22 protein-coding genes are annotated in these 22357 nt (G+C 33.6%); 5 read left to right on the plus strand and 17 right to left on the minus strand.

The window, feature by feature from the left end; all coding sequences use genetic code 11:
* Nucleotides 1-159 precede the first annotated feature (159 nt).
* From G7082_RS04310 to G7082_RS04330, 5 genes are all read right to left on the minus strand, one after another.
* On the minus strand, nucleotides 160-1101 hold the full coding sequence (locus G7082_RS04310) for a 3'-5' exoribonuclease YhaM family protein (protein ID WP_166033991.1): 942 nt from the start codon (nucleotides 1099-1101) through the stop codon (nucleotides 160-162).
* Nucleotides 1098-3848, minus strand: a complete 2751-nt coding sequence (locus G7082_RS04315) for an ATP-binding protein (protein ID WP_166033992.1) — start codon at nucleotides 3846-3848, stop codon at nucleotides 1098-1100. Before G7082_RS04315 ends, G7082_RS04310 begins: the two co-directional genes overlap by 4 nt.
* Nucleotides 3845-5053, minus strand: coding sequence for a metallophosphoesterase family protein (locus G7082_RS04320; RefSeq protein WP_166033993.1), 1209 nt, complete (start codon nucleotides 5051-5053; stop codon nucleotides 3845-3847). The genes G7082_RS04315 and G7082_RS04320 overlap by 4 nt, the downstream gene beginning before the upstream one ends.
* 100 nt (nucleotides 5054-5153) lie before the next feature.
* Nucleotides 5154-5504 carry a YlbF/YmcA family competence regulator gene (locus tag G7082_RS04325; protein WP_166033994.1) on the minus strand — a complete coding sequence of 117 codons (351 nt, stop codon included), beginning with the start codon at nucleotides 5502-5504 and terminating at the stop codon, nucleotides 5154-5156.
* Between the two features lie 69 nt (nucleotides 5505-5573).
* Nucleotides 5574-7715 carry a transglycosylase domain-containing protein gene (locus G7082_RS04330; RefSeq protein ID WP_166033995.1) on the minus strand — a complete coding sequence of 714 codons (2142 nt, stop codon included), beginning with the start codon at nucleotides 7713-7715 and terminating at the stop codon, nucleotides 5574-5576.
* Nucleotides 7716-7894: 179 nt separating this feature from the next.
* Here G7082_RS04330 and G7082_RS04335 point away from each other — a divergent pair, with 179 nt between their 5' ends.
* Nucleotides 7895-8782, plus strand: coding sequence for an RluA family pseudouridine synthase (locus G7082_RS04335; protein WP_166033996.1), 888 nt, complete (start codon nucleotides 7895-7897; stop codon nucleotides 8780-8782).
* 69 nt (nucleotides 8783-8851) lie between these two features.
* Here the strand turns inward: G7082_RS04335 and ltrA are convergent, their stop codons facing one another.
* Entirely contained in the window at nucleotides 8852-10129 is a 1278-nt protein-coding gene (gene ltrA, locus G7082_RS04340) for a group II intron reverse transcriptase/maturase (RefSeq protein WP_166033354.1), read from the minus strand.
* Between the two features lie 588 nt (nucleotides 10130-10717).
* On the minus strand, nucleotides 10718-11356 hold the full coding sequence (locus tag G7082_RS04345; protein WP_166033997.1) for an FMN-dependent NADH-azoreductase: 639 nt from the start codon (nucleotides 11354-11356) through the stop codon (nucleotides 10718-10720).
* A gap of 89 nt (nucleotides 11357-11445) precedes the next feature.
* On the opposite strand from G7082_RS04345, the gene G7082_RS04350 reads away from it, so the two are divergent.
* Nucleotides 11446-12381, plus strand: a complete 936-nt coding sequence (locus G7082_RS04350) for a helix-turn-helix transcriptional regulator (protein WP_166033998.1) — start codon at nucleotides 11446-11448, stop codon at nucleotides 12379-12381.
* Between the two features lie 51 nt (nucleotides 12382-12432).
* Here G7082_RS04350 and G7082_RS04355 read toward each other — a convergent pair whose 3' ends face one another.
* The 6 genes from G7082_RS04355 to G7082_RS04380 all read right to left on the minus strand — a co-directional run bounded on the left by G7082_RS04355 (nucleotide 12433) and on the right by G7082_RS04380 (nucleotide 17834).
* On the minus strand, nucleotides 12433-12768 hold the full coding sequence (locus G7082_RS04355) for a nitrous oxide-stimulated promoter family protein (protein ID WP_166033999.1): 336 nt from the start codon (nucleotides 12766-12768) through the stop codon (nucleotides 12433-12435).
* Nucleotides 12769-12786: 18 nt separating this feature from the next.
* Nucleotides 12787-14298 carry a phosphohexomutase domain-containing protein gene (locus tag G7082_RS04360; RefSeq protein ID WP_166034000.1) on the minus strand — a complete coding sequence of 504 codons (1512 nt, stop codon included), beginning with the start codon at nucleotides 14296-14298 and terminating at the stop codon, nucleotides 12787-12789.
* 20 nt (nucleotides 14299-14318) lie between these two features.
* Nucleotides 14319-14771 carry an arginine repressor gene (gene argR, locus G7082_RS04365; protein WP_166034001.1) on the minus strand — a complete coding sequence of 151 codons (453 nt, stop codon included), beginning with the start codon at nucleotides 14769-14771 and terminating at the stop codon, nucleotides 14319-14321.
* 89 nt (nucleotides 14772-14860) lie between these two features.
* Nucleotides 14861-15868, minus strand: coding sequence for a D-alanine--D-alanine ligase family protein (locus G7082_RS04370; RefSeq protein ID WP_166034002.1), 1008 nt, complete (start codon nucleotides 15866-15868; stop codon nucleotides 14861-14863).
* 1114 nt (nucleotides 15869-16982) lie between these two features.
* On the minus strand, nucleotides 16983-17537 hold the full coding sequence (locus G7082_RS04375; protein WP_166034003.1) for a DUF5626 family protein: 555 nt from the start codon (nucleotides 17535-17537) through the stop codon (nucleotides 16983-16985).
* Between the two features lie 21 nt (nucleotides 17538-17558).
* Nucleotides 17559-17834: a hypothetical protein gene (locus G7082_RS04380; protein ID WP_166034004.1), complete on the minus strand. Its 276-nt coding sequence runs from the start codon at nucleotides 17832-17834 to the stop codon at nucleotides 17559-17561.
* Between the two features lie 513 nt (nucleotides 17835-18347).
* On the opposite strand from G7082_RS04380, the gene G7082_RS04385 reads away from it, so the two are divergent.
* The 3 genes from G7082_RS04385 (at nucleotide 18348) to G7082_RS04395 (ending at nucleotide 20324) form a co-directional block, all read left to right on the plus strand.
* A complete protein-coding gene (locus G7082_RS04385; RefSeq protein WP_166034005.1) occupies nucleotides 18348-19280 on the plus strand; it encodes a GHKL domain-containing protein in 933 nt (310 codons plus the stop codon).
* A complete protein-coding gene (locus G7082_RS04390; RefSeq protein ID WP_166034006.1) occupies nucleotides 19281-20003 on the plus strand; it encodes a LytR/AlgR family response regulator transcription factor in 723 nt (240 codons plus the stop codon).
* Nucleotides 20004-20099: 96 nt separating this feature from the next.
* The gene (locus G7082_RS04395; protein ID WP_166034007.1) at nucleotides 20100-20324 is read left to right on the plus strand and encodes a hypothetical protein; all 225 of its coding nucleotides are present in this window, start codon (nucleotides 20100-20102) and stop codon (nucleotides 20322-20324) included.
* A gap of 372 nt (nucleotides 20325-20696) precedes the next feature.
* On the opposite strand, the gene G7082_RS04400 is transcribed toward G7082_RS04395, so the two are convergent.
* From G7082_RS04400 to G7082_RS04415, 4 genes are all read right to left on the minus strand, one after another.
* Nucleotides 20697-21050 carry a hypothetical protein gene (locus G7082_RS04400; protein ID WP_166034008.1) on the minus strand — a complete coding sequence of 118 codons (354 nt, stop codon included), beginning with the start codon at nucleotides 21048-21050 and terminating at the stop codon, nucleotides 20697-20699.
* Between the two features lie 10 nt (nucleotides 21051-21060).
* Entirely contained in the window at nucleotides 21061-21591 is a 531-nt protein-coding gene (locus G7082_RS04405) for a helix-turn-helix domain-containing protein (RefSeq protein WP_166034009.1), read from the minus strand.
* A gap of 116 nt (nucleotides 21592-21707) precedes the next feature.
* On the minus strand, nucleotides 21708-22037 hold the full coding sequence (locus tag G7082_RS04410) for a GNAT family N-acetyltransferase (protein WP_166036016.1): 330 nt from the start codon (nucleotides 22035-22037) through the stop codon (nucleotides 21708-21710).
* The gene (locus G7082_RS04415) at nucleotides 22018-22191 is read right to left on the minus strand and encodes a hypothetical protein (RefSeq protein ID WP_166034010.1); all 174 of its coding nucleotides are present in this window, start codon (nucleotides 22189-22191) and stop codon (nucleotides 22018-22020) included. The genes G7082_RS04410 and G7082_RS04415 overlap by 20 nt, the downstream gene beginning before the upstream one ends.
* Nucleotides 22192-22357: the final 166 nt, after the last annotated feature.

Consider the following 22357-nt stretch of genomic DNA (forward strand, 5'->3'; position numbering starts at 1 on the left):
TCCAGTTGCTCAGAGCTAAGCGCCGTTTTCACCACGCTATTTAGTCTGGATTCAAAAGGCAGCTCTTTCGGTAACTTCAAAAATTAAAATTAATTCGAAAAGCGTGAATTATTTTTAATTTCCTCCAGTTACTCAGAGCTAGGCGCCGTTTTCATCACGCTATAGTTTAGGTAAGTAAAAATTTCGGTTATCTAATCCGAAGATTCTCTCTGTGTATTCTCCTGGGTCTACTTGTTTTAGAGCACCTAGCATCATTTGCATTGAGGCGTCTAAGTTATCTAAATGATGTAAAATTTCTGCTTCCATAATCTTAGGTCGGACTGGTGAACCATATTCTAATAACCCGTGATGCGCTAAAACAACATGTTTCAAGACAAGAATTTCTTCATCATCCTCAGAAATATTCAACTCCACACAGGCTTTAGTGATTTCTTCATCCACCATCACAATGTGTCCAAGTAAATTTCCTGCCAATGTATATTCCGTACCAATCGGTCCAGATAATTCTTTGACTTTAGCAATATCATGTAAAATGACGCCTGCATATAATAGGGAAGGATTCAATTCCACATATTGATTACACACACTTTTAGCAAGTTCTAACATTGTTACCGTGTGATACGCTAACCCACCCACAAAGGCATGGTGATTTCTTTTTGCTGCTGGAAATTCAAAAAATTCTTTTTGATATTTTCCTACAATGTGTCTGACAATTCGGTGCCATTTAGCTTGGGTAATTTCAAATAAAAAGGTATTAAATGTCTCTTTTAACTCTTCGACTTGAACAGGTGGTTTCTCCATATAAAGAGCCACATCATCCGGTTCACCGTCTTGAGTTAAACGTAAACTTAAAATTTTAATTTGTGGCATGTTTTGATAAACTTCTCGTTTACCTCCTAATAAAACCACTCTACCTGCTTTGAAATTCTCAATTTCTTCTTCTGATGCGCCCCAATACTTCCCATCAATTGTTCCAGAAGTATCTTGAAAAGTGAAGGCGATGAATTTTTTACCATTTCTTGCGACTCTCACATCAGCCGTTTTTAATAATGTAAATAACTCAAAGGTTTCATCTACAGCTAATTCTCGTAACTTTTTCAATTTAAACCATCCTTTCCAATTGTCACAATTGATAAATCATGTGCTTCAAAATAAGCTTTTACTGCTTGATCTGAAGATAAACAAATTACTTGGGTATGTTTACTAAAACCACTCAATAATTTAAACAATGTCACCTTACGTTTGGTATCAAAATGAAGCCAACCGTCATCAATAATCACCGGAGCTCCGTAATCTTCTGTATGTAAGTGCACGAAAGCTAGACGAAATGCCATGTATAACTGGTCTTTTGTTCCTGTAGATAATTGAATAATCGACCATCTCCGTTGCTCATTGTCTCTCACATACAGCTGACCATTATTCACTAAAACTTTCAGATAAGTACCGTCTGTTAAGATTTTGAAGTATGAAGTGACTGTCGCAAGTAGCGCTGGTAATTGTTGATCTGATAAATATTGGAAGACATCTTGCGTTAATTCTTCCGCAATTTTATAAGTCATCCATTCATCAGATAAGTCACGAATCACAGATAATTGATTTTCTCGTTGTTGATATAACGTATCAAGAGAACCATTTTTTTCCATTTGACCCAATTCATATTTCAACGCTTGGAATTCATCTTGGTAACTACTAATTGTTTCAGCCAATTCATCTTCTTTATTTTTAATTCGAATTAAATGCTGATTAATCTCAACTAACTTATAACTTTTAGCTAGATCAAAGTAACTTTCAATGGATAACTCAATTTCTGCTTTTCGAGATTGACTTGCTTTAGATAAATCTTGTTTCTTCAACCAAATCAACGCTTCATCAATCGTTGTTACTTGTGGTAAATCAATCATCGAAAGAACTTTGGTTTTACTATCCGTTAAGTTGTTTCGCAAACTATTTAACTGAGATTGGAAGCTTTGGTGTGTATTACTAGATAAAGCTTGCTCTTTTAAATAAGTTTGTTGTTCGTCCACAAAGTGTTTCATTGCTTGATAACTTTCTTTTGGTGTTCGATTTTCTAGGGGAATCCACTGTTTAGCAAATGATAATAAATCACTATAAGAGCCTAATACTCGGTCAATTTCTGCTAAATTTTTAGTCATCTCAGCTTCTTTTTCTTGAATCGTTTGGAGCTGTAGATAAATTGGAATGCGTGACAACCATAACGTCATGGTTTCTTTCATTGAAAAACCGTACGCTTCTGACCAGTCTTGTTTTTTATTTTGTAAACTAGCTAAGTTGGTTTCAATTCCTACCAATTGATTTTCAAGCTCATAAAGAGAATGTTCCACCTCATCTGATTCACTCAATTGAAGGAGATAATCTTCCTTAACTTCTTCTGGTGTTGACGTGCTTGTTTTTGTTTTACCTAATGTTAAAAAGCCAAATACACCTAAACCAACTAAAATAATGACTGGAAGATAAATCCATGTTTTACCTAAAGCTACCGCTAAGACTAAGAAAAGTAAGGCGACTGCAATCGCTAAGCCTGAAAACATTTTTTGGGTTAACGGATCAATTTTATTGCCTTGTTTAGTAGGATGTTTAACATCCGTTGATAGTTGATTTTCGACTGTTGTTAAAGCATAGTTCATGTCTTTCTGACGAATCACTAAGCGACTTTTCTCGTTAGATAAAACGACTTTCTCACGTATCAATTCCTCTTCTTCTTTGGCAAGAGACATCATCTCTTCTTCCACATCATCTGATAAATTAATCGCAACAATTTCTTTTGATAAGCGGTACTTTTTGTAGAGCGTTTCTTTACTCTCTTGATATTCTAAAAGCTGCTCTTCTAAGAGTTGACGTCTTTCTGTCATCGACTCAACAGCTAATTGATCGTCTAGTAACTCTTCAAAAATTTGCTGGTTTTCAATATAGAAATGATAAGCAGGCGATTGTGTTTCTAATTGTTCGCCTTGGCTTTCTAACAGCTCTTTTTCCTTACCTAGTAAAAAGCGATAATTCCTAACTTCTTGATTAATTTCTTCAAGTTTTGAGGCATTCTCTTGATTATTTTCAGAGAACTCTTTTGTTAAAGATTCCCATTCAATAAACATTGGAAAACGTTTCTGCTGCTCTAAAATGGTTTTCTCTAAATCTGATTGATAGTTCTTCTCTTTTTCAGCTTCTTCCACTAACCCAGTCAACGTATTCATTCGTCTGGTTTTATCTTGATAAGTTGCCTCTTGAGATTCCACTACTTCAATTTGTTGTTCAATTTTTTTAAGCTGACGCAATTTTTGATTGATTTCAGGCACACGTCCACTTGGTTTAAATAGCTTTTGACGCTCTTTCAAGAAGGTATCATTCATTTTCGTTAAACGTTCACTGCCTGTTAAGCCGACTGTTAACAAAAGATGTTGCAAGCGGACTTCGTTTAATTGATTCAATTCAGATAACTGTTCTTGTTGGAAACTAAAGACTTGATCAAAAGCTTCTTTAGTCAGTGGCGCGATAATTTTTTCAAGAAGTAAGTCATTTCCTGTTTGACCATTTTCTAAAGTCACCAACGCTTGACCTTTATTCTTCTCTTTAAAACGCTCAACGGTCACCTTTCCATAAACCTTATCTTCAAAAATCACCTTACCTCCGTAAATGGCACCATTCACAGGTGTAAAGTCACGAAGAATTTCTCGTTTTTTAGGAAAACCAAATAAAATGGTCCGAATGAATTGATAAACCGTTGATTTACCCGCTTCATTCTCTCCAAAGAACAACTGATTCTCTGAATACACATCGAATACTTGATTATTAAATTTTCCAAACCCATCAATTTTTAGTTGTTGTAATTTCATTGATCTGCCTCATTTTTAAAAATCATTTTGTCTTTAATTAACTGACTACTTTCGTTGACCAAATCAGCCATATCTTCTTGTTCCCAAGATAAATACTTCGCAATCGTGCCCTGTAACATCAAGTCACCCACTGTTTTTTCAAAGTAGTCTTCCGCTTTATATTTTCTACCTAAATCATCAATTAATGTCGTTTCAAATCCCATAATTAATTTGTCTGATGTGCTTTGATTTAGCCCTAAATCTTTCAACCATAATTTATTGCCCGACTGTCTGAGCAACTGGTCTTGTAAGTACATCATGACTTCTTCTTTTTCTTTTAAAAGTAAGCTCGCATTTTCTGCAGTTGTGATCAAACGCGCTTCTAAAACAGTTAAAAGAAAACCATTTGCTGGGGTGAACAGTTCTTTTTCTAAAGCCACTAACAAATCTTTTTTATCTAATGTCTCTAAAATAGAAACTTCCTTCTTATGCCATTTTATGTTAGAAACATCTAACCACTGATGATTAACTGATCCTTGTTTGATTTCAACCAACAACACGCCTTTGGTCTGATTTTCTTTCTTCGTATGTCCTTGTGGCGTTCCTGAGTAAGCAACTACAGGGTTCGTCGAAAGAATCTCGCTCTTATGAATATGTCCTAATGCCCAATAATCATAGCTTGCAGGCAACTCACTTGGTGTAAATGGTGCATAATTTTTCGAATTATCCCCATGATAAAAACCAATATGATAGGTTGTTTCAAAGTTTCTTTTTGGATAAAAAGGTGCCATTGACTGATTAATCCATTGGTTTTCATAAGAAAAACCACTGATTGAAACAGACTCACCATTTTTTAGTTGAATCGTTTTGGTTTGGACTTCTTCTTTTTTAAAAAGAATCACATTATCTGGCCACTCAAACCAATAACGATTTTTTGTATAATAATCATGATTCCCAAAAGAAAGAACGACTTTAATCTCTGCTTGTTCTAATCTTTCAAATTGAGTCATGATAGCTTTTTGTGTGTGGATAGACGACTGTGCTTGATGAAATGTATCTCCTACGATTAGCAAGAAATCAACTTTTTCTTCAAGACAGCGGTCCACTATTTCTGATAAAACATCTTGATTGGACGTTTTCAGTAAAGTTTGAATGTCAGTTTTATCTGAATCAATGCCTGAAAAGGGTTGGTCAATATGTAAATCAGCCGTATGAATAAATTTCATCTGTATCACTCCTTCTATACATCATACCTATTTCTTACCTTTTTTTCTATAAAAAAACAATGGGGAAGCTAAGTTTTTTACTTAACCTCCCCTATTAGTTCTATTCACCCATTTGATATAATTCTTGAACAGGTTTCATGATGATACGGTTTAAGTCGTTAACGATCATGCTGAAAGCTTGCTCTTTTTGCATTAAATCTTGAATGACTGCAGCGTCTTGAACTTTAGCTGCCATTTCTTGTGCTTTTAAAACATCTTCTTCAGATAATTCTAAGCCTTGCATTTGTTTTTGTTGTAATTCCATTTGTAACTCTTGGAAACTTTGGAACAAGTTAAAAGATTCTTCTTCTTTTTTCATTGTAGCAAAGGCTTCTTTTAAAGCGATAAATTCGTCCATTTCACGAATTTCGCGTTCGATTTGATTGGCACTATCATAAATATTAACAGTCATGAGATAAGCTCCTTTAAATTTAAATTCTTCCCGTCTATTGTAACATTGTTAAAGGTAAAAACCTACCCATTACTGTGTCACTTTATTCCAAAAACCGTTCCACATTTCACCAGCTGTATCGACACCTTTTTTAATGCCATCGCCTATGGTATTCGCACCTTCTTTAACTTTATCGCCAATGTCATTAATCGACTCACCAATACTTGAATTTTTACCACTTTCTTTTTCGGTTTGTTGTTCTTGCGTCACATCTCCCACGGTAAATGGTGTGTTCGGTGAAGCAGCTAAAATCCGTTGGGTTTCATCTTTAAAGATACTCGATAAGTTGCTACCACTACTTCCCGTTAAGAAGTGATCTGGTCCGCTCTTATCAAAACCAATCCATGTTGAAACCACCACGTCTGGGGTATATCCGATAATCCATTGATCTTTAGACATCCCATCAGCATTAATATTTTCTGTGGTTCCTGTTTTCCCAGCAATCGTGTAGCCAGCAGGTTTAGCTTCAATCCCAGTTCCTGAACTGAAAACACCTTGCAGCATGCCAGTCATCTCATCTGCAACTTCTGGGGTTGTAACACGTTTTGATTTAGCTTTTTCATTTTCGTAAATAATAACCCCATTAGCATCCTCAATTTTAGTAATAAAATGAGGCTCCATCTTTTGACCTTGATTAGCAAACACGCCGTAAGCACTAGCCATATTAAGAGGTGTCGTTCCTTTAGTTAAACCACCTAAAGCAAGTCCAGGATATTTATCTTTTTCATCTAGCTTAATACCGAACTGCTCCGTTTTCTTAAAGCCACGATCAATACCGATTTCATTTAATAACCAAACAGCAGGCGCATTTAAACTTTGGATGATTGATTGGGTCATCGTTGCTTCACCTGAGTAAGTTCTCGAATAATTCTGAACGTCATAGTAACTTTGCGCTTCATCCTTTAAAATATCATCTGGTTTATATCCTGCTTCAAGAGCGGGTGTGTAAACTGAAATTGGTTTTAAAGTTGAGCCAGGTGAAAGATAAGATTGTGTGGCACGATTCCACCCACGGTACGTATAATCACCACGTCCACCCACAATTCCCATCACACCACCTGTTTTAGGGTTTAATGCAACCGATGCTCCTTGAACAATGGCGCCATCACTAGCTGCTTGTGGGAATAGACTATCATTCGCAAAGGTTTGATCCATGCCGATTTGATACTGTTGATCTAAGGTTGTAAAGATTTTGTACCCACCTGTCGAAAGATCTGTATCTTTTAAGCCAGATTTATCCACTGCCTCAGCAATTACCGCATCAAAGTAATACGGATATTTATATGAGTCATGTTCTGGTTGATACGCGTCATGAATTTCTAAAGGTTGCTTCATTAAATTATCTGCGGTTGCTTTGTCTAATTTACCATTATCTACCATCACTGAAAGAACTGTATCACGGCGATTAATCGCACTTTCCATATCATCAATTGGGTTATACAGATTAGGTCCCTTAAGCATCCCCACTAACACGGCAGCCTCATCAATGGTCACATCACTAGCATTTTTACCGAAGTATTTGAGTGAAGCATCTTGAATCCCAAAGACCCCATTACCAAAGTAAGCTTTGTTTAAGTACATCTCTAAAATCTCATCTTTAGTATATTCTTTCTCAATTTCAATCGCTAAAAATAACTCTCTCGCCTTTCTCGTCATGGTTTGATCTTGGGTTAAAAAGGCATTTTTAGCTAATTGTTGCGTAATGGTACTACCGCCCCCACCACTATTGTTTCGGCGAACAACTTTTCTCACCATGGCACGGGAAATCCCTTTAATACTGTAGCCTTTATGCTTGTAGAAATCACGATCCTCTGTAGAAATCAACGCATCTTTAATGTAGGGTGAAATATTATTAAACTCCACAAAACTCCCCTTAGATCCGTATTTAGCTAAGGTTCCAGCTTCGTCTCCGTCCTTATCATAAATGGTCGTTACTTGTTCTAACCCTGTTTTAAGACTTGAAACATTGGTACTTTTTGCTAAATAAAACAAATAAATACTTGTTACTAAGACAACGGTCATTGTTACCAATATCAAAATTTTATTAATATGATACTTCTTCCAAATTCGTTTTCTACCTGCTCTAAATTTTTGTAAATGAGGTTTAAACCACATCCAAAACTGTGCAGCATATTTCTTTATGCTCTCCCAAATTTTCTTAATATTATCCATTTTAACTCCTCATTGTTCGTTTTATTATCCTCATTCTAACATATACTACTTATTAGATGATGCGGCTAAAGCCTTAACTTCTTAATGCTAGCCTATCTTAACATGAAGTTGTTAACAAAATATGTTACAATTTTAAAAAATATATAAAGTTTTATAAATATGTCGGACAGGAGTTTTACATGAAGTTCACATTTACGCTATCTAAAGAGCTTACCCCCATGCCATTAACCGAAGTTTTAGAAAAAGAATGGCTGATACCTAGAAAAGTTAGACATTTTTTAAGAGTCAGAAAAAACGTTGAGGTTAATCAAATGCCTGCCATGTTTCATCAAATCATCCAGCCAGGTGATTCAGTTACCCTGACTTTTGAAGAGACAGATTATCCAACACCTACAATACTCTTAGGAAATGCTAAAAATATTAACCCGATTTGGGAAGACGAGCACTTGATTATTCTTAATAAAAAACACGGGCAAAAAACACATCCTAATCAACCGGAGGAAACAGATACCCTACTCAACGATTTAGCAGCCTACTTAAAACCTAAAAATCAACTACCTTACGTGGTTCACCGTTTAGATAAAGAAACCAGTGGAGCAATTGTTTTTGCTAAAAACCCGGTTATCCTTCCAGTTCTTGGTCGAATGCTAGAGAAAAAAGAAATCCACCGCGTTTACGAAGCTGAGATTGAGGGGCGTTTACCTAAAGATACTCTTTGTATTAATAAAAAAATTGGACGTGATCGTCACGACAGGCGAAAACGAGTCATTGATGAAAGAGGTGGTCAAGTCGCCATCACCCACGTCTCAACTCAACAAAATACGGGAAAAACAAGCTGGGTTTCTTGTTGGCTTGATACTGGACGAACGCACCAAATCCGAGTTCATCTCGCCTCACTGGGTAAACCAATTTTAGGCGATCCTTTGTATCATCCAAGACCTAATACAAGAGCACGACTACAACTCCACGCTAGAGAATTACGCTTAATACATCCCTTTACAAGAGAAGAGATCCATGTGAAGGCAGAACCTTTTCTTTCTGAGGAGAAATATCGAGTAGGAGAATAACCATGTTTGATTATTCGTCCTCTCACACCACCGTACGTACGGATCCGTATACGGCGGTTCAATTTTAAATTAACTATGTACTTTACTATAATGTTCTACACAAGAGATTAGTCCTAATTCGGCTACTCTCTTATTTGTCATCGTGGTAGTCATGACCCATGAATAAGCTATCCTCACTACGCCTTTACTTGTATGACTGTATTTATAAGCAGTATATTTATCCATACCTAGTTTTATTAAATTCTTTCTTCTATTTTGAGCGGTTTTCCATTGTTTCCATAAACACATTCTCACTCGGAAACGTAGATGAGATTCTATCTTCGATAGATTTTTCTTCATTTTTCCAATCTTAAAATAGTTAATCCAACCTAATATCACTTGATTCAATCGTTTAATTTTATCCTCGATACTGACACTCCAATTTTTACGTGTCAGCCTTTTTAATTTAAACTTAAAGCTTTCAACTGATGCTTGATGTGGTCTAGCTTGATAGCCATCCTTTCCTTTATAAAAAGAAAAACCTAAATACTTCAACTCTGAGTCTCCAGCTTTAATTATTTTGGATTTTGTGACGTTCACAATTAGTCCTAATTTCTCTTCGATAAATTTTGTTACTGAGCGCATGACTCTTCTCGCTGACATTTCACTTTTCACCATAATTAAACAGTCATCTGCATATCTGACAAAATGAAGCTGTCTTGCTTCAAGTTCTTTATCCAATTCATTTAACATAATATTACTTAGTAGAGGAGATAAATTACCGCCCTGTGGTGTACCTATATCCGTTGGCTTAACTTGTCCGTTGACTTGTACACCACTAACTAAAAATTTTCTAATCAGAGAAATGACATCACCATCTTTTATCACTCGTGAGATTAAATTCATTAATCTATCATGATTCACAGTATCAAAGAATCTCTCCAAATCAATATCTACAACCCATTCATAGCCTTCGTTAAAGTAATCCAACGATTGTTGGATGGCCATTTCAGCTTGTTTGTTAGGCCTAAATCCATAGCTATATGGACTGAACTCCTTATCAAACTTGGGGGAAATCACTTGAGATATAGCTTGCTGTATCACACGATCTTTTACTGTTGGTATACCTAAAAGTCGGACACCACCAGTTGGCTTCGGTATTTCTACTCTTAAAACGGGGGATGGTTTATACTTTCTGTTTCTGATTTGGGTGACTATTTCTTTTCTATTAGACGTTATATAACTCGCCGTTTCTTCAATAGTCATACCATCCACACCTTCGGCACCTTTATTTCGTCTGACTTGCTTAAATGCTTGATTCAGATTCTTTCTATCCACGATTTGTTCTAAAACTGTTTCTGTGTACATAGTTGTTATTTCCTTTCAATTCTGTAAAGTCGGTATCTACTTTAAAACTTTTCGTCAGTAGTCTATTTCCTCTTCCAGTGATTAATTTTTGATAACATTAAAATTGTTCAGCCCTTCGCTCTAGTTAACTTTCACTAACCGTCTTCACTACTACGGCTTCTGCTGACTTCTCATATCTCAGCCTTATGTTGCCATAAGATTTTGGGATAAGATGATGAGACCTCCCCAGTTAAGGTGCGAACTCTTTCACTCCATCTATCTGCCACATATACTCCATACGATTATTTCAATAGTTATCGGACTTTAACTTCTTTTGCAGTTTTATCCTCGTATGTAGCCTCCTATGTGATTTCTATTCGTCAGACCAGAGTTTTACCTAGAGCTTCCTTCAGATTCCACGTCACCATGGACACCCTTGCTTTCGGCTATACACTTACCACTATTAGGTCGTGTTAGGGACTTTCACCCGTTAGAGTTCGCCCATGCTGGGCGAACAAAAAGAAGCGGACCTTTAAAGTCTGCTTCATTCTTATTTATTTCCTCCAGCCGCTTGGGAGCTAAACCCTATTTTCACCAATCTTGTTTTATTTAAGCATAAAACTCTTTCATCATCACATCTAGTTTTCTTAAATTAGCTTTCATGATAACTTCTTTTTCTAAAAGTGCCGTACCTTCTATCCTTAATATCTCAACACTTTTAAATCCCATTATTTCTTGAAAAATACCTTTCAGATATAGCGTACTAATATCTAAATCTTTGTATCTATCTTCTTTTGTATAAATCGAACCACTCGCCTGAATCACCAGTAACTTATAATCTTCCGTCATTAATCCCACTGAACCTGTTTCCGTATACTTAAAGGTCTCTCTAGCAATTAAGATATTATCGATGTAATCTTTCATTCTTGAAGTCACATTGAAATTATGCAGAGGTGTCACCAAAACAATTCGTCGGTGTGCTTTAAACTCGCTCAACAATTTTTCTGACACTCTTTTTAATCTCGCTTCTTCATCACTTAACAACTCTTTTGAAGCTTCTTTATTCCAAATACTCAATAACTGCCCCTCTTCAATTCTAGGAATATCACTTTCATACAAGTTCAGGACTGTTAAATCATCAGTTGAGAAATCTTCCTTAAATTTTTTTATAAATTCTTTTTGAAACAAAATAGAGTAGTGATCTTCATTCTTATAATCAGGATGGGCATTTATTATTAGTGTTTTCATATGCAATTACCTCTTTCTTTTGATATATTGATTGTATAAGAAAAAGGTGACAACTCGTGGCACCTTAAAACAGAAAGGCAGAATGCCCTATGAATAAATCAGAAAGACTCAACCAAGAACTAATATTTCTCAAAGATAAAACATCCTTCCAACTGAGTGATCTCATGAATGAATTTGGCATTTCCAAAAGAACAGCCATTAGAGATGTTCAAGCCTTAGAAAACCTAGGCTTGGCGTTATACGTTGAAGCTGGTAGAGGTGGCAAATATCAGTTAATTCAACAAAATCTATTAACACCTATCTATTTTAATGAAACAGAAATCCAAGCTATTTTCTTTGCTATTAAGGCGCTAGACCTTGTTTCTTCCACACCTTTTGAAAAATCATACTCACAGATAAGAAATAAACTATTAGAAACACTACCTAGTGGTCAAAAAATAAATATCCAAAAAATACTCGATGTGGTCAGCTATCATCACGTCTCTCCCGTAAATAAAGTTGATAATTTAGCTGATTTACTTGAAGCTATTTTAAATAATCGAGTAATTTCTCTTCATTACACACAATATGAACCAAAAGATATGACCCTTCAACTGTTTGATTTGTTTTATCGAAGCGGACTTTGGTTTTGTAATGCCTTTGATATGGATGAAAAAAAATGGGGCGTCTTTCGTTGTGACTATATGCTAAACATTAGCCTAGCTGACACTTCTTATATCCCTTATTCTAAAGAGGAAATGACTGAATTTTTGACTATTTATGAGACTAAATTTCCTGATATTGAGTTTAAATGCCAACTCACCTCTTATGGTAAAGAACTATTTTTAAAAAGACACTACCCTAATATGGAACTCCATTACAAAGACGATGCCTTTTATCTTGTGGGTAAATACAACAACGAGCATTTAGACTATCTGGTGCAGTATTTAATCTCACTAGGAAAACACGTCACGATTCTATCTCCTAATAACTTAAAAGAGGTTTATTTAAACGAACTTCATCAGATTATTAACTCCTATGAATAAATAAAAACAGCGGAAAAGAGTTTTCTCCACCGCTGTTTCGACTTATTCACTTTACTTATTTACCCTTTTATATCGCCATTCTTTCATAAAATGCTCGACGGACATCACTGGATGATAAATCAGCATTCTTGGTCCTGAATAGCGCATAATTTGTTGCATTTTATCTTTATAACTCTTTTTATAGCAGTGCACTGGACAGACTTTACAAGTTGGTTTATCTTCACCAAAACGGCAATAATTCAGACGAGCCATAGCATAATTTGCTACATCTTCTTCCTCAAGTTGATGGGCTTCATCTGAAAATTGCTTATAATAAATCTCAATCATTGCTGAGACTGTTTTTTTCTCAAAGGAAATTTTAGGTCCTTCATTGATTGCTCTCACCATACTTGTTTCTTTCCTCTCTTATTCTGCTAAAACGGCTGCCAATTTTTCTGTGTTTAATCGTTCTTTCAGATTAAAGTAGTCTGCTAATTTTGTAAAGACTAACTTGTTTTTAGCTGTTTCATCGTTCTCAACTTGAAGAACTAATAGCGGCTCGTGAAGACTCATACGTAATAAGAACCAACCAGATCCGTACATCTCTGAAACATTCACACGAATACCTTCTTCATTTTCAGGGTCAATCTCAAAACCTGCTGTCTGCTTAACAAATTCGGCTAATGTTTCAATCACATCGTTTCCGTAATCACGATAAGCTTCTCCTGAAATTTTGAAGCGAACTTCTTGTGCTTCTGCCGGTTGTTTCAGTGTAGCAATCAAGTCACCAATTGTTTTATTCTCTTTTTTAAGTTTAGGTAATAACATCAAAATCTTCGCGATCACATACGCCCCATCATCTAAGAAATAGTTTTCTTTAAAGGCAGCATGACCACTTGTTTCAATGGCAAGAGGCGTTTCAATCCCTTGATTATTTAGTTCAATGGCTTTGTTAATCACGTTACGGTAACCACATAAATAACGGACTTGTTTACCGCCTAATTCTTCAATAAAGGCTTTTAAATGACTTGATGTGGGTGAGTTTGTGACAATGGTTTGGCCTGTTTCTTCTTCTAGCACGATTTGAGCTAAAACAGCAATCAAACTATTACGATTAATCACTTCACCTGTCGTATCGACAACTGCCGCACGGTCTACATCTGTATCAAAAATAACGCCTAAGTCTGCTTTATTTTTAAGAACAGCTTGTTGGATGCTTTCCATGGCTTCTTTATTGTCCGGGTTTGGCATATGATTGGGGAAATGACCGTCTGGCTCTAAAAATTGACTACCAGAAGTGTCCGCTCCTAATGCAGCTAACACTTTATCTGCAAAGAAACCTCCCGCACCGTTTCCAGCATCTAAAACAATTTTAAATCCTGCTAAAGGTTTGTCTTCCCCTGTTCCTTGTTGAATTTTATTAACTAAATCAGCTGAATATAAAGACAGAATTTCTTTTTTAACCACATTGCCTTGATTCTCTATTTCTGGGTTAAATGGCTTCACATGTTCCAAGATATAATCAATATCCTCGTGTTCTGCGCCACCTTCTTTAGAGAAAATTTTAATCCCGTTATAGTAAAAAGGTAAATGGCTCGCTGTAATCATAATCCCACAATCTGCGTCAAACTCTTCAAATTGAGTCGCCATAAACATAGCTGGCGTTGTTGCCAACTCGGCATCAAGAATCTCAACCTCTTCTTTTAAAAAGCCTTCGATTAGACCTTCCTTAATGTCTGATGCTGATAAACGGCTATCATGACCAATCGCAATTCTCATGGGTGTTCTCGTTACTTTTTTTTCAGATTTTAACCACTCAATAATCCCACTGGCGATGATTTGAGCTTCTTGCTTCGTTAAATTAGCTGTAAATTCCTCGTGAGAAATCGCAATTCCTCGAATATCTGATCCATTTTGTAGCGCTAACAATTCTGTCATTTTATTTCCTCCATAAAATATTATTCAAGATAGGATAAAAACTTTTCATTCAATCTTTTGGCATCTTCTTCTGATCTAGAAATTAAAACAATCGTGTCTGTCCCTGCAAGTGTCCCAACAATCTCTGGAATCGCTAATTCGTCTAAGTCTGCTGCGACGATATTCGCTGTTCCGAGCGTTGTGTTGATGACATTCATCACTTGAACATGCGTTACTTGAGTCACATAATCTTTAAAAACCTCTTTAAGGTGATCAATTGGTTCAATTTTTTTCTCAGGTAACACGCCATATTTTATTTTACCATTTGTATCATGGGTTTTCACAATTTTTAATTCTCTAATGTCTCTTGATATCGTTGCTTGTGTCGCTTCGATACCAGCTTCGATTAATTTATCTAATAATTGTTGTTGACTCTCAATTTGGCATTGAGAAATAATTTGTTTGATTTGTAGTTGTCGTTTCTTTTTTCCCATGCTTTCACACATCCTTGTCTGTTTTACTAGATTGATTATACCAAAAAACTCAAATTATAAATGACAAGGATTTAACAATTTTGAATTTATTATTTTTTTGAGACCTCTATTAATTTTTCGCATAAATCTGCATAGTCTAATCCTGAGGCTTTTGCTTCTTGTGGCAATAAACTCGTTGGTGTCATCCCAGGTAAAGTATTCGCTTCAATACAATAAATCTCGTCTTGATCATTCATCATAAAGTCAATGCGAGAATAACCAGACAAACCTAAAACCTCGTGAGTTTTCAAGGTCATTTTTTGCATTTCTTCTGTAATTTTTGAACTAACGTTAGCCGGTGTGACTTCTTCCGCGCTTCCCGCTTGGTATTTATTTTTATAATCATAAAAACCAACTTTAGGAATAATCTCAATAATCGGTAACGCTGTGTCACCTAAAACACCTACAGCAAATTCTCGTCCTGCCACTTTTTCTTCTAATAAAATGGCTGTTTTGAACTTTTTAGCGGCTTCAATAGCAACATTAAATTCTTGCATAGTTTCCACAATGGCAACGCCAATACTTGAACCGTTGTTATTCGGTTTTACCACACAAGGCAAGTTCGGTGTGATACCTTCTTCATAAATTTGCCATTTAGGTGTGTTGATTCCATGAAACGCCATTAATTCTTTGGCTAGTAATTTATCCATCGCAAGAGCACTTCCTTTATGAGAAGAACCTGTGTAATTAATATTATAAATATCAAATAAAGCTTGGAGTTTTCCATTCTCTCCAATCCCTCCGTGAAGCGCTAGAAAAACCATATCTGCTGATTGGCATAACGGAATAATATTCTCCCCAATCTCACTCGTTAACTTGTAGTCAGCTTTTATTTTATCTAAATCAGGGGCTGTTTCAGGAACTACGAAGCTATAATCTGCTTTTTTTAGTTCCTTATATGCCTCATCAAAAGTAGTAAAGTCGGGAGTTCCTTCAATTAAATCCACTAACAATACTTGGTGATTTTTACTCATTAAAGCGTTTGCGATTTGTGAGCCAGAAGACAATGACACATCTCTTTCATCACTTAATCCACCTGCTAATACAACTATTTTCATCTCTTTTCCCTCCACATGTTTAAATGTTAGGCTTTAGTATAGCAAAAAAAATATTGGGATTTCAGGGGTGGGGATTAATTTTAATGAAAGTTAAGGAAATTAGCAGATCAAAACATCTTTTTTTTTTCATGTAAAACCCCATTACAACAATAATGGTTCCTACAATAGATATCCCTACAGAATTTAACACCACTGTTTGAATGGACTCCCCTTTAATTAAGAACCAAATACAAGAACTGATTAATACTACAAAGAACGAATATAAAGTTAAAACCACTTCTCTATTTTTCATTAAATCTACACCCACCTTTCAAAGATTTTCTAAATACTTTCAATTCCATCTTATCGCGAACTATTCAATAGTTAATTTTAGAACAATTATACGATAACATACCTCATATTTTGATCTAAGTAATAAACAAAGTGATCGTCTATTTTTTTGTAAACTCTAGTTTTTCATTTGAAATTGAAACAATATTGTATAAACTTGATTTATCAATTTAACGAAAAAGAGTAATATAAAATAGTAATGAGAAAGAAGCGATACTTATGTTTAAAAATCATCATGAACAAATTATATGCCCAGTCTGCGGACTGTATGGTGCTATGGAGAAGTTTGAATCTAAAATGAACGGGGGAATACATCTATAGATGTTATGAATGTTTAGCTATTTCTGAATCAGTTAGTGACTTAATGAATAATATTTTAGTAGGAGATCAGAAAAAAGGGACTCAGAAAAATTCTGACTCCCTTTTTATTTAGTTATTTACATAACAATTTATACACAACAAATTATTAAATTTCAGAATAGCTACTTTTAATCGTATTTTCAATATTTTTGAACATAGTTAACACATACTTATTAGATAAATCATTTTAATATGGATAAAGGAGAATTAAAAAATAGTTTTAACAATTATTCATCTTTTCTCCTTAATTACGATTGACTACAATGCCAAATAGCTCAAAAAATTCTCATACATATTCTGACTATTTGGAATATTGTTTTTTTAAAAATTTATAAATTACTAGGCACACTCCCACTACTAAAAATAAAGAGCATATAGTAAATACAATCCCTGTCCATCCCATTATAATTCCTCCTCTTATAATTTATTTGACGGTTGTGACTAGTTTATTAGAACCATTAATAGTAGCTCTCAACCACCCATTCCAACCTCCAAAATCCCAAACAGGTGATCCAAATTCAAAATAGTACGTTGCCCTCTTATTACTCTCTCTTCTTAGACTTGATGATTTAACTGATACACCCCAATGACTATATGTACCATCATATGCGGAAGTAATATTATTCCCTGAAACTCTTATTCTAAATGAACAATTAAAAATACCAGCATAATAATAAATCTTATATGTTCCATTAGATACTCGTGACATTGGATTAAATTCAGGTTCTATGGTTATTATAGCTTCAGTTCCATCTTCAGCTATAATTTTTTTAGTTTGAATACCTGTTTCTTTTAGATCAAACTCAACTTCCTTTAATATATGAAATTCGTCTATTGCATCTAATTGTTGAGAATCCGAATATTCTGATTCAGAAGAACTCAATTCGTTTGCAAATACAGTAGCGGTTGACAATACAGTTGTCCCTAAAGTAATACCACTCATTAATACTAAGCATGTTTTAAATAACTTATTTTTCATCATAATCCCTCTTTTCTTTTTTTAACGATAGTATCCAATCCATAAACCTTGATGATTTCTAACATGATGTACTTTAGTACCACCTCTATATTTGTATGGAGGTACATTTTTGAAAACAGCCGTAAATCGATAGTATTTTCCGTTAATGGTTCCTCTAGTTTGTTCTATATTAACTGATTGTAACGCCTCGATAGCAATATCAGGTTTAAGTGTTACCTCCTCAGCATGTGCGATTGAGCTACCCAATGTACTTAATAAAACCGTACTGCAAAACATACTTACAATAATCTTTTTCATTATCGATACCTTCCTTCTTTTATTTGATATACATATGATAAAATATAAACATAAAGAAAAACCATTTCCACCCTAAACTCTACAAACTTGCACTGGAACGTTCAAAAATTAAAAAGAAAAAACGTTCAGGATTACCGGAACGTTTTGGAGGTGATAGTTATCGTCCTATATACATTATTTTCCCATTTATTAAATATCGCTTTTTCTTACTTAATTATTAATAAATCTATTTTGAAGAATACAAAAGTTATCTTTTTACTATTCCTGATGATTAGCTCCGCTGGACTTATCTCTGATATATATCCTTTTGTGAATGATTTATTTTTATTTTTATTCCTTTTTTTATTAACTACAAAAGCACAAAAAAAACAAGATATTTTTTTATCTACTTTAATTGTAGTGTCGCCTTTCTTAATAATTAATGTCCTATCATTTATGAATTCTAAATTTATACTATTGCTACTAAATTTTAATATAAATATGACTTCAATAATTATTATATCAGAGCTAATAATGTACATAGCTATTTTTATTATTAGTTCCATTGTCCGTAAGCAACTTATTCCATTTATTCAAGGAAAAAAATATGAAAAAATAGCATCAACTATTCTTATCGGATGTTATATATTGCTTCAATCACTAGAAATTTATCTTAACTACTTCGGAGATGAATGGTTAAGCGTTGTAAGTATTGTCATTATATTAGCCTTCTCAATCTTAATTTATTATGTCATTCATTCGATTTCGACCAGTCAAGAACTAAAATTAGAAGTTGAAAAACAAAAAATTGAATTGAATTATATGAATGAATACGCTAAAGAAACAACTAAGCAATACAATGAAATAAGGAAGTTTAGACATGACTATATTAATATCCTGTCATCTTTAGATTATTTTATTCAATTAAATGATTTAGAAAAATTATCCGCTTATTATGAAAAAACTATTAAACCAACCCAGAAATATTTATCTGAAGGAATTTTTAATTTTCAGGAGTTAAAAAATATTGAAGCAGATGATATTAAAAGTATTATTGCTATCAAATTATTATCTGCTAAGGAAAAAGAAGTTGAAGTACAAATAGAAGTTCCAGACATTATTCCCAAAATTCTACCTGTTAACTCAGTTGTATTAATCAGAATGCTCGGAATTATTTTAGATAATAGTATTGAAGAAGTTGCGGATATAAAAAAAGGAAAAATTGAAGTAGGTCTATTCGATATGGAAAATCATTATTTATTTATTATTAAAAATCCAATAAAAAAAGATATCCTTCCATTACATCAATTAGAAATCCAAGGATATTCAACCAAAGGAACTAACAGAGGACTAGGTCTTTCAAATCTTAATGAATTAAGTAACAGAGAAAAACAGTTAATGCTTGAAACAGAAATTACATCAACAGCCTTTATTCAAAAAATAACCCTAACAAAGGAGGTCAATTAAATGTTACCAATATTTATTTGCGAGAATGATCCCGTTCAAAAGAAACGTTTTGAAGATATTATAAAAAAATTCATTATGATTGAAGATTATGATATGAAAATTGAATTATCTACTAATAATCCATATGAGATTTTATCTTATTTGGATAACCATGAAAATATCAGAGGAGCTTATTTTTTAGACATTGACCTAGGAAAAGAAATAAATGGCATTCAACTTGGATCTAAAATCAGAAAAAAAGATGTATTTGGTCGGATTATTTTTGTGACTACTCATAGTGAATTAATGTCCCTAACTTTTACTTACAAAGTAGAGGCCATGGATTATATTGTAAAAGACAATCCAGAAAAAATACAACGAAAAATTCAGGACTGTTTAAAGCGAATAAATGACCACTATACATCAGAAACAATTCAAGAAAAAGACCGGATTAAATTGAAAATAAATAATCAAATCAGAGTTTTTCCTTTAGAAGAGGTTCTGTTTTTTGAAACAACAGAACTATCTCATAAAATAAAATTACATCTAATCAATAATAGAATAGAATTTTACGGAAACTTAGGCGAATTAGAGACTTTATCTAATAAATTCGTTCGTATTCATAAATCGTATTTAATTAATGAGGATAATATCATGACAGTCGATCCAAAAAAGAGAGAAGTCATTATGGTCAATGGAGAATCCTGCCTCGTCTCTGTTAGAAAAATGAAATTACTGAAATAAACGTTAAGGGATAATTTTATGTCGTTTAGGGAATTTTTAATAAATAATTGATTTTTCTGTTACTCTGTATATAACATTAATTGAGGAGGTTTTTACATGAAAAAATTCATTATTTATTTAGGTTTACTTGCACTAGCTTTTTCACTGAGAGGAACACTTGTTACTGCAGAAACAACAGTACATGAACACTTATTAGATTTAACAACAAGAGCACAAGTAAGAGCTTATAAATTTAGTTCAAGACCTCCTAAAGTTTATAAAGGGTGGAATTTAGTGCAAGAGAAAAAAGTAAAAGATGGATACATTGGATATTATGTCTAAGCTCTTTACTGATAAAATTTTAAGTTTCTTGTTAACTATTGGTTGTTTCTTGTTAACTATTGGTTGTATCTTGTTGTTGTGGCTTTCTTTTCTTATGTAGACATTTTCCCAAAAATTTCTCCTGTTTTCTTTTTTATCATAACGTTTATTGTGATTACCTGTTTAATATTTGTTTTGTTTAAAGAAGAAAACTAAACATCATTATATTTAATTCACAGTAAAAAAGCTTTCATAATCGAATTGAAAGTTTTTTTACTGTGAATCTATGTAACTCTCGTTAAAATAAATTGGATTTCTTCAAAAAATTAAAACATGATAAAATTTTACTAACTCTTCTTAATATAGGAAAAACATTACTATAATCATCTTTTCTTACTTAATAAAAAATACATTTATCAGTGACTTTACCCCAACTAGTATATAGACAATAAATGCTATTGGAGAAAACAAAAGTGGATATACTGGTAAAAACAGCACTTTTCTGTGGACATCAAAATTTCCAAGTACCTTTTGTTGGTGTGATGCAGTTGGAACCACTAAAAGTAAGCACCAAATAGAATATAGTAAACTTAGTCCCCCTTCATAATTTTCTAGTATATATATATCTCTAAGGCAAAAAATCAAGATAGAAATAGCTATATTAATTAAGGAAACAATCATAAAACTTTTATAGGATACACTTTCTTTTGTTTTAAAGTCAGTCCAAAATTTTCTATATGATTTCATATTTTAACTCCTAAAAATTATAAATTGTTAGAAAAATAATAGCTATTCCACACACAATAGCAGACCCATAAGCGACATCATATAAAGTAAACACATAACCTTTCCCCTGATATTCTTCCTTTTTCTGATAACTTTCTTGTACTCTTTTTAAGAAAGGTAATCCTCTCACTCCGAAGAATCCAACAAAAACTGTCAACATAATTAAAAGAATCATCGTTACTTTTATCGGTAACTCACTTCCTTGAAAAGCAACAAATAGAGCAAACACATTACAAAACAAACTTGAAAAAACAAACCAATTTTCCGCTTCTTTTGTGTCAACACTTAACTTCTTAATCATTTTTTTATCCTCCTTTATTAAGGCATCCAAAGAAATATCATAGATATCACTAATCAAAACTAAACTATTAATATCAGGTAATGTTCTTCCAGTTTCCCAGTTCGAGATTGTCTGTCGTGAAACATGGATTTTTTCTGCTACTTCCTCTTGCGTTAACTTTAAATCCTTACGTCTATTTTGTAATTTCTGTGATAATTCCATAGCGCCCTCCTTATAAATAACTGTAACGGAATAGATAATTTTTTTCAGTCAAAACACTTTATTATTCACGTATTTAAGACTATAAAGGCCTTTTACATGCCTATTTTAACAACATTTCAAATACAACATCCATCAATCCACTCTCTTTTCAAAAAAATAATCGTCATATTTTCTTGAATTGATTCTACTTTCCCAGTCTGTTTGTATCCTAATTTTGAATAAAAATGAGTTAATTTTGTTTCTTGTAAAATTGTATCCAGGAACCACTCTTTAACTGCCGGAAATTCTTTTTCAATCAACTTCATAGCTTCCGTTCCATAACCACATTCTTCATATTGAGGCAGAATCCCGATTGGACCGATTTTGGCTTGTGTTCCTTCTTCATTCGTAACAATACACGCATAGCCTATTATTTCTTCCTTTAATTTAATAAAAATAGAAATAATTTTTCTTTTTACTTTTTGCGATTAATGATGTTTCTAATTCATTAAAAGGGGAGCCCTCATCTTGGTACTTAGCATATAGTTTTTCAAAAGTTAATTTTTGAATCCGATGAATCTGAGACATTTCTTGCTCTTTGGCACTTTCTAAAAAGATCATAAACTATCACACCTATCTATTTTTATTTCATTATATCACCTTATATGTCTATCAACTCTTTTATATATAAAGAAAAAGCTCTCAGAAACATTCTGAGAACCTTACTTATTTATCTCTACACTCCTTCTTGCAGATATAGATCATTATAATTTTTAGAATTTTTTCA

The organism is Vagococcus hydrophili (assembly GCF_011304195.1).
Classification (GTDB): Bacteria; Bacillota; Bacilli; order Lactobacillales; family Vagococcaceae; genus Vagococcus; species Vagococcus hydrophili.

Coding starts and splice junctions, on each gene's coding strand:
- G7082_RS04400 (WP_166034008.1), bottom strand. CDS start 21,050: ATGAAATCATATAGAAAATTTTGGACTGACTTTAAAACAAAAGAAAGT.
- G7082_RS04320 (WP_166033993.1), bottom strand. CDS start 5,053: ATGAAATTTATTCATACGGCTGATTTACATATTGACCAACCCTTTTCA.
- G7082_RS04405 (WP_166034009.1), bottom strand. CDS start 21,591: ATGGAATTATCACAGAAATTACAAAATAGACGTAAGGATTTAAAGTTA.
- G7082_RS04395 (WP_166034007.1), top strand. CDS start 20,100: ATGAAAAAATTCATTATTTATTTAGGTTTACTTGCACTAGCTTTTTCA.
- G7082_RS04325 (WP_166033994.1), bottom strand. CDS start 5,504: ATGACTGTTAATATTTATGATAGTGCCAATCAAATCGAACGCGAAATT.
- G7082_RS04390 (WP_166034006.1), top strand. CDS start 19,281: ATGTTACCAATATTTATTTGCGAGAATGATCCCGTTCAAAAGAAACGT.
- G7082_RS04330 (WP_166033995.1), bottom strand. CDS start 7,715: ATGGATAATATTAAGAAAATTTGGGAGAGCATAAAGAAATATGCTGCA.
- G7082_RS04335 (WP_166033996.1), top strand. CDS start 7,895: ATGAAGTTCACATTTACGCTATCTAAAGAGCTTACCCCCATGCCATTA.
- G7082_RS04355 (WP_166033999.1), bottom strand. CDS start 12,768: ATGGTGAGAGCAATCAATGAAGGACCTAAAATTTCCTTTGAGAAAAAA.
- ltrA (WP_166033354.1), bottom strand. CDS start 10,129: ATGTACACAGAAACAGTTTTAGAACAAATCGTGGATAGAAAGAATCTG.
- G7082_RS04350 (WP_166033998.1), top strand. CDS start 11,446: ATGAATAAATCAGAAAGACTCAACCAAGAACTAATATTTCTCAAAGAT.
- G7082_RS04360 (WP_166034000.1), bottom strand. CDS start 14,298: ATGACAGAATTGTTAGCGCTACAAAATGGATCAGATATTCGAGGAATT.
- G7082_RS04380 (WP_166034004.1), bottom strand. CDS start 17,834: ATGAAAAAGATTATTGTAAGTATGTTTTGCAGTACGGTTTTATTAAGT.
- G7082_RS04385 (WP_166034005.1), top strand. CDS start 18,348: ATGTACATAGCTATTTTTATTATTAGTTCCATTGTCCGTAAGCAACTT.
- G7082_RS04370 (WP_166034002.1), bottom strand. CDS start 15,868: ATGAAAATAGTTGTATTAGCAGGTGGATTAAGTGATGAAAGAGATGTG.
- G7082_RS04415 (WP_166034010.1), bottom strand. CDS start 22,191: ATGATCTTTTTAGAAAGTGCCAAAGAGCAAGAAATGTCTCAGATTCAT.
- G7082_RS04375 (WP_166034003.1), bottom strand. CDS start 17,537: ATGAAAAATAAGTTATTTAAAACATGCTTAGTATTAATGAGTGGTATT.
- argR (WP_166034001.1), bottom strand. CDS start 14,771: ATGGGAAAAAAGAAACGACAACTACAAATCAAACAAATTATTTCTCAA.
- G7082_RS04315 (WP_166033992.1), bottom strand. CDS start 3,848: ATGAAATTACAACAACTAAAAATTGATGGGTTTGGAAAATTTAATAAT.
- G7082_RS04345 (WP_166033997.1), bottom strand. CDS start 11,356: ATGAAAACACTAATAATAAATGCCCATCCTGATTATAAGAATGAAGAT.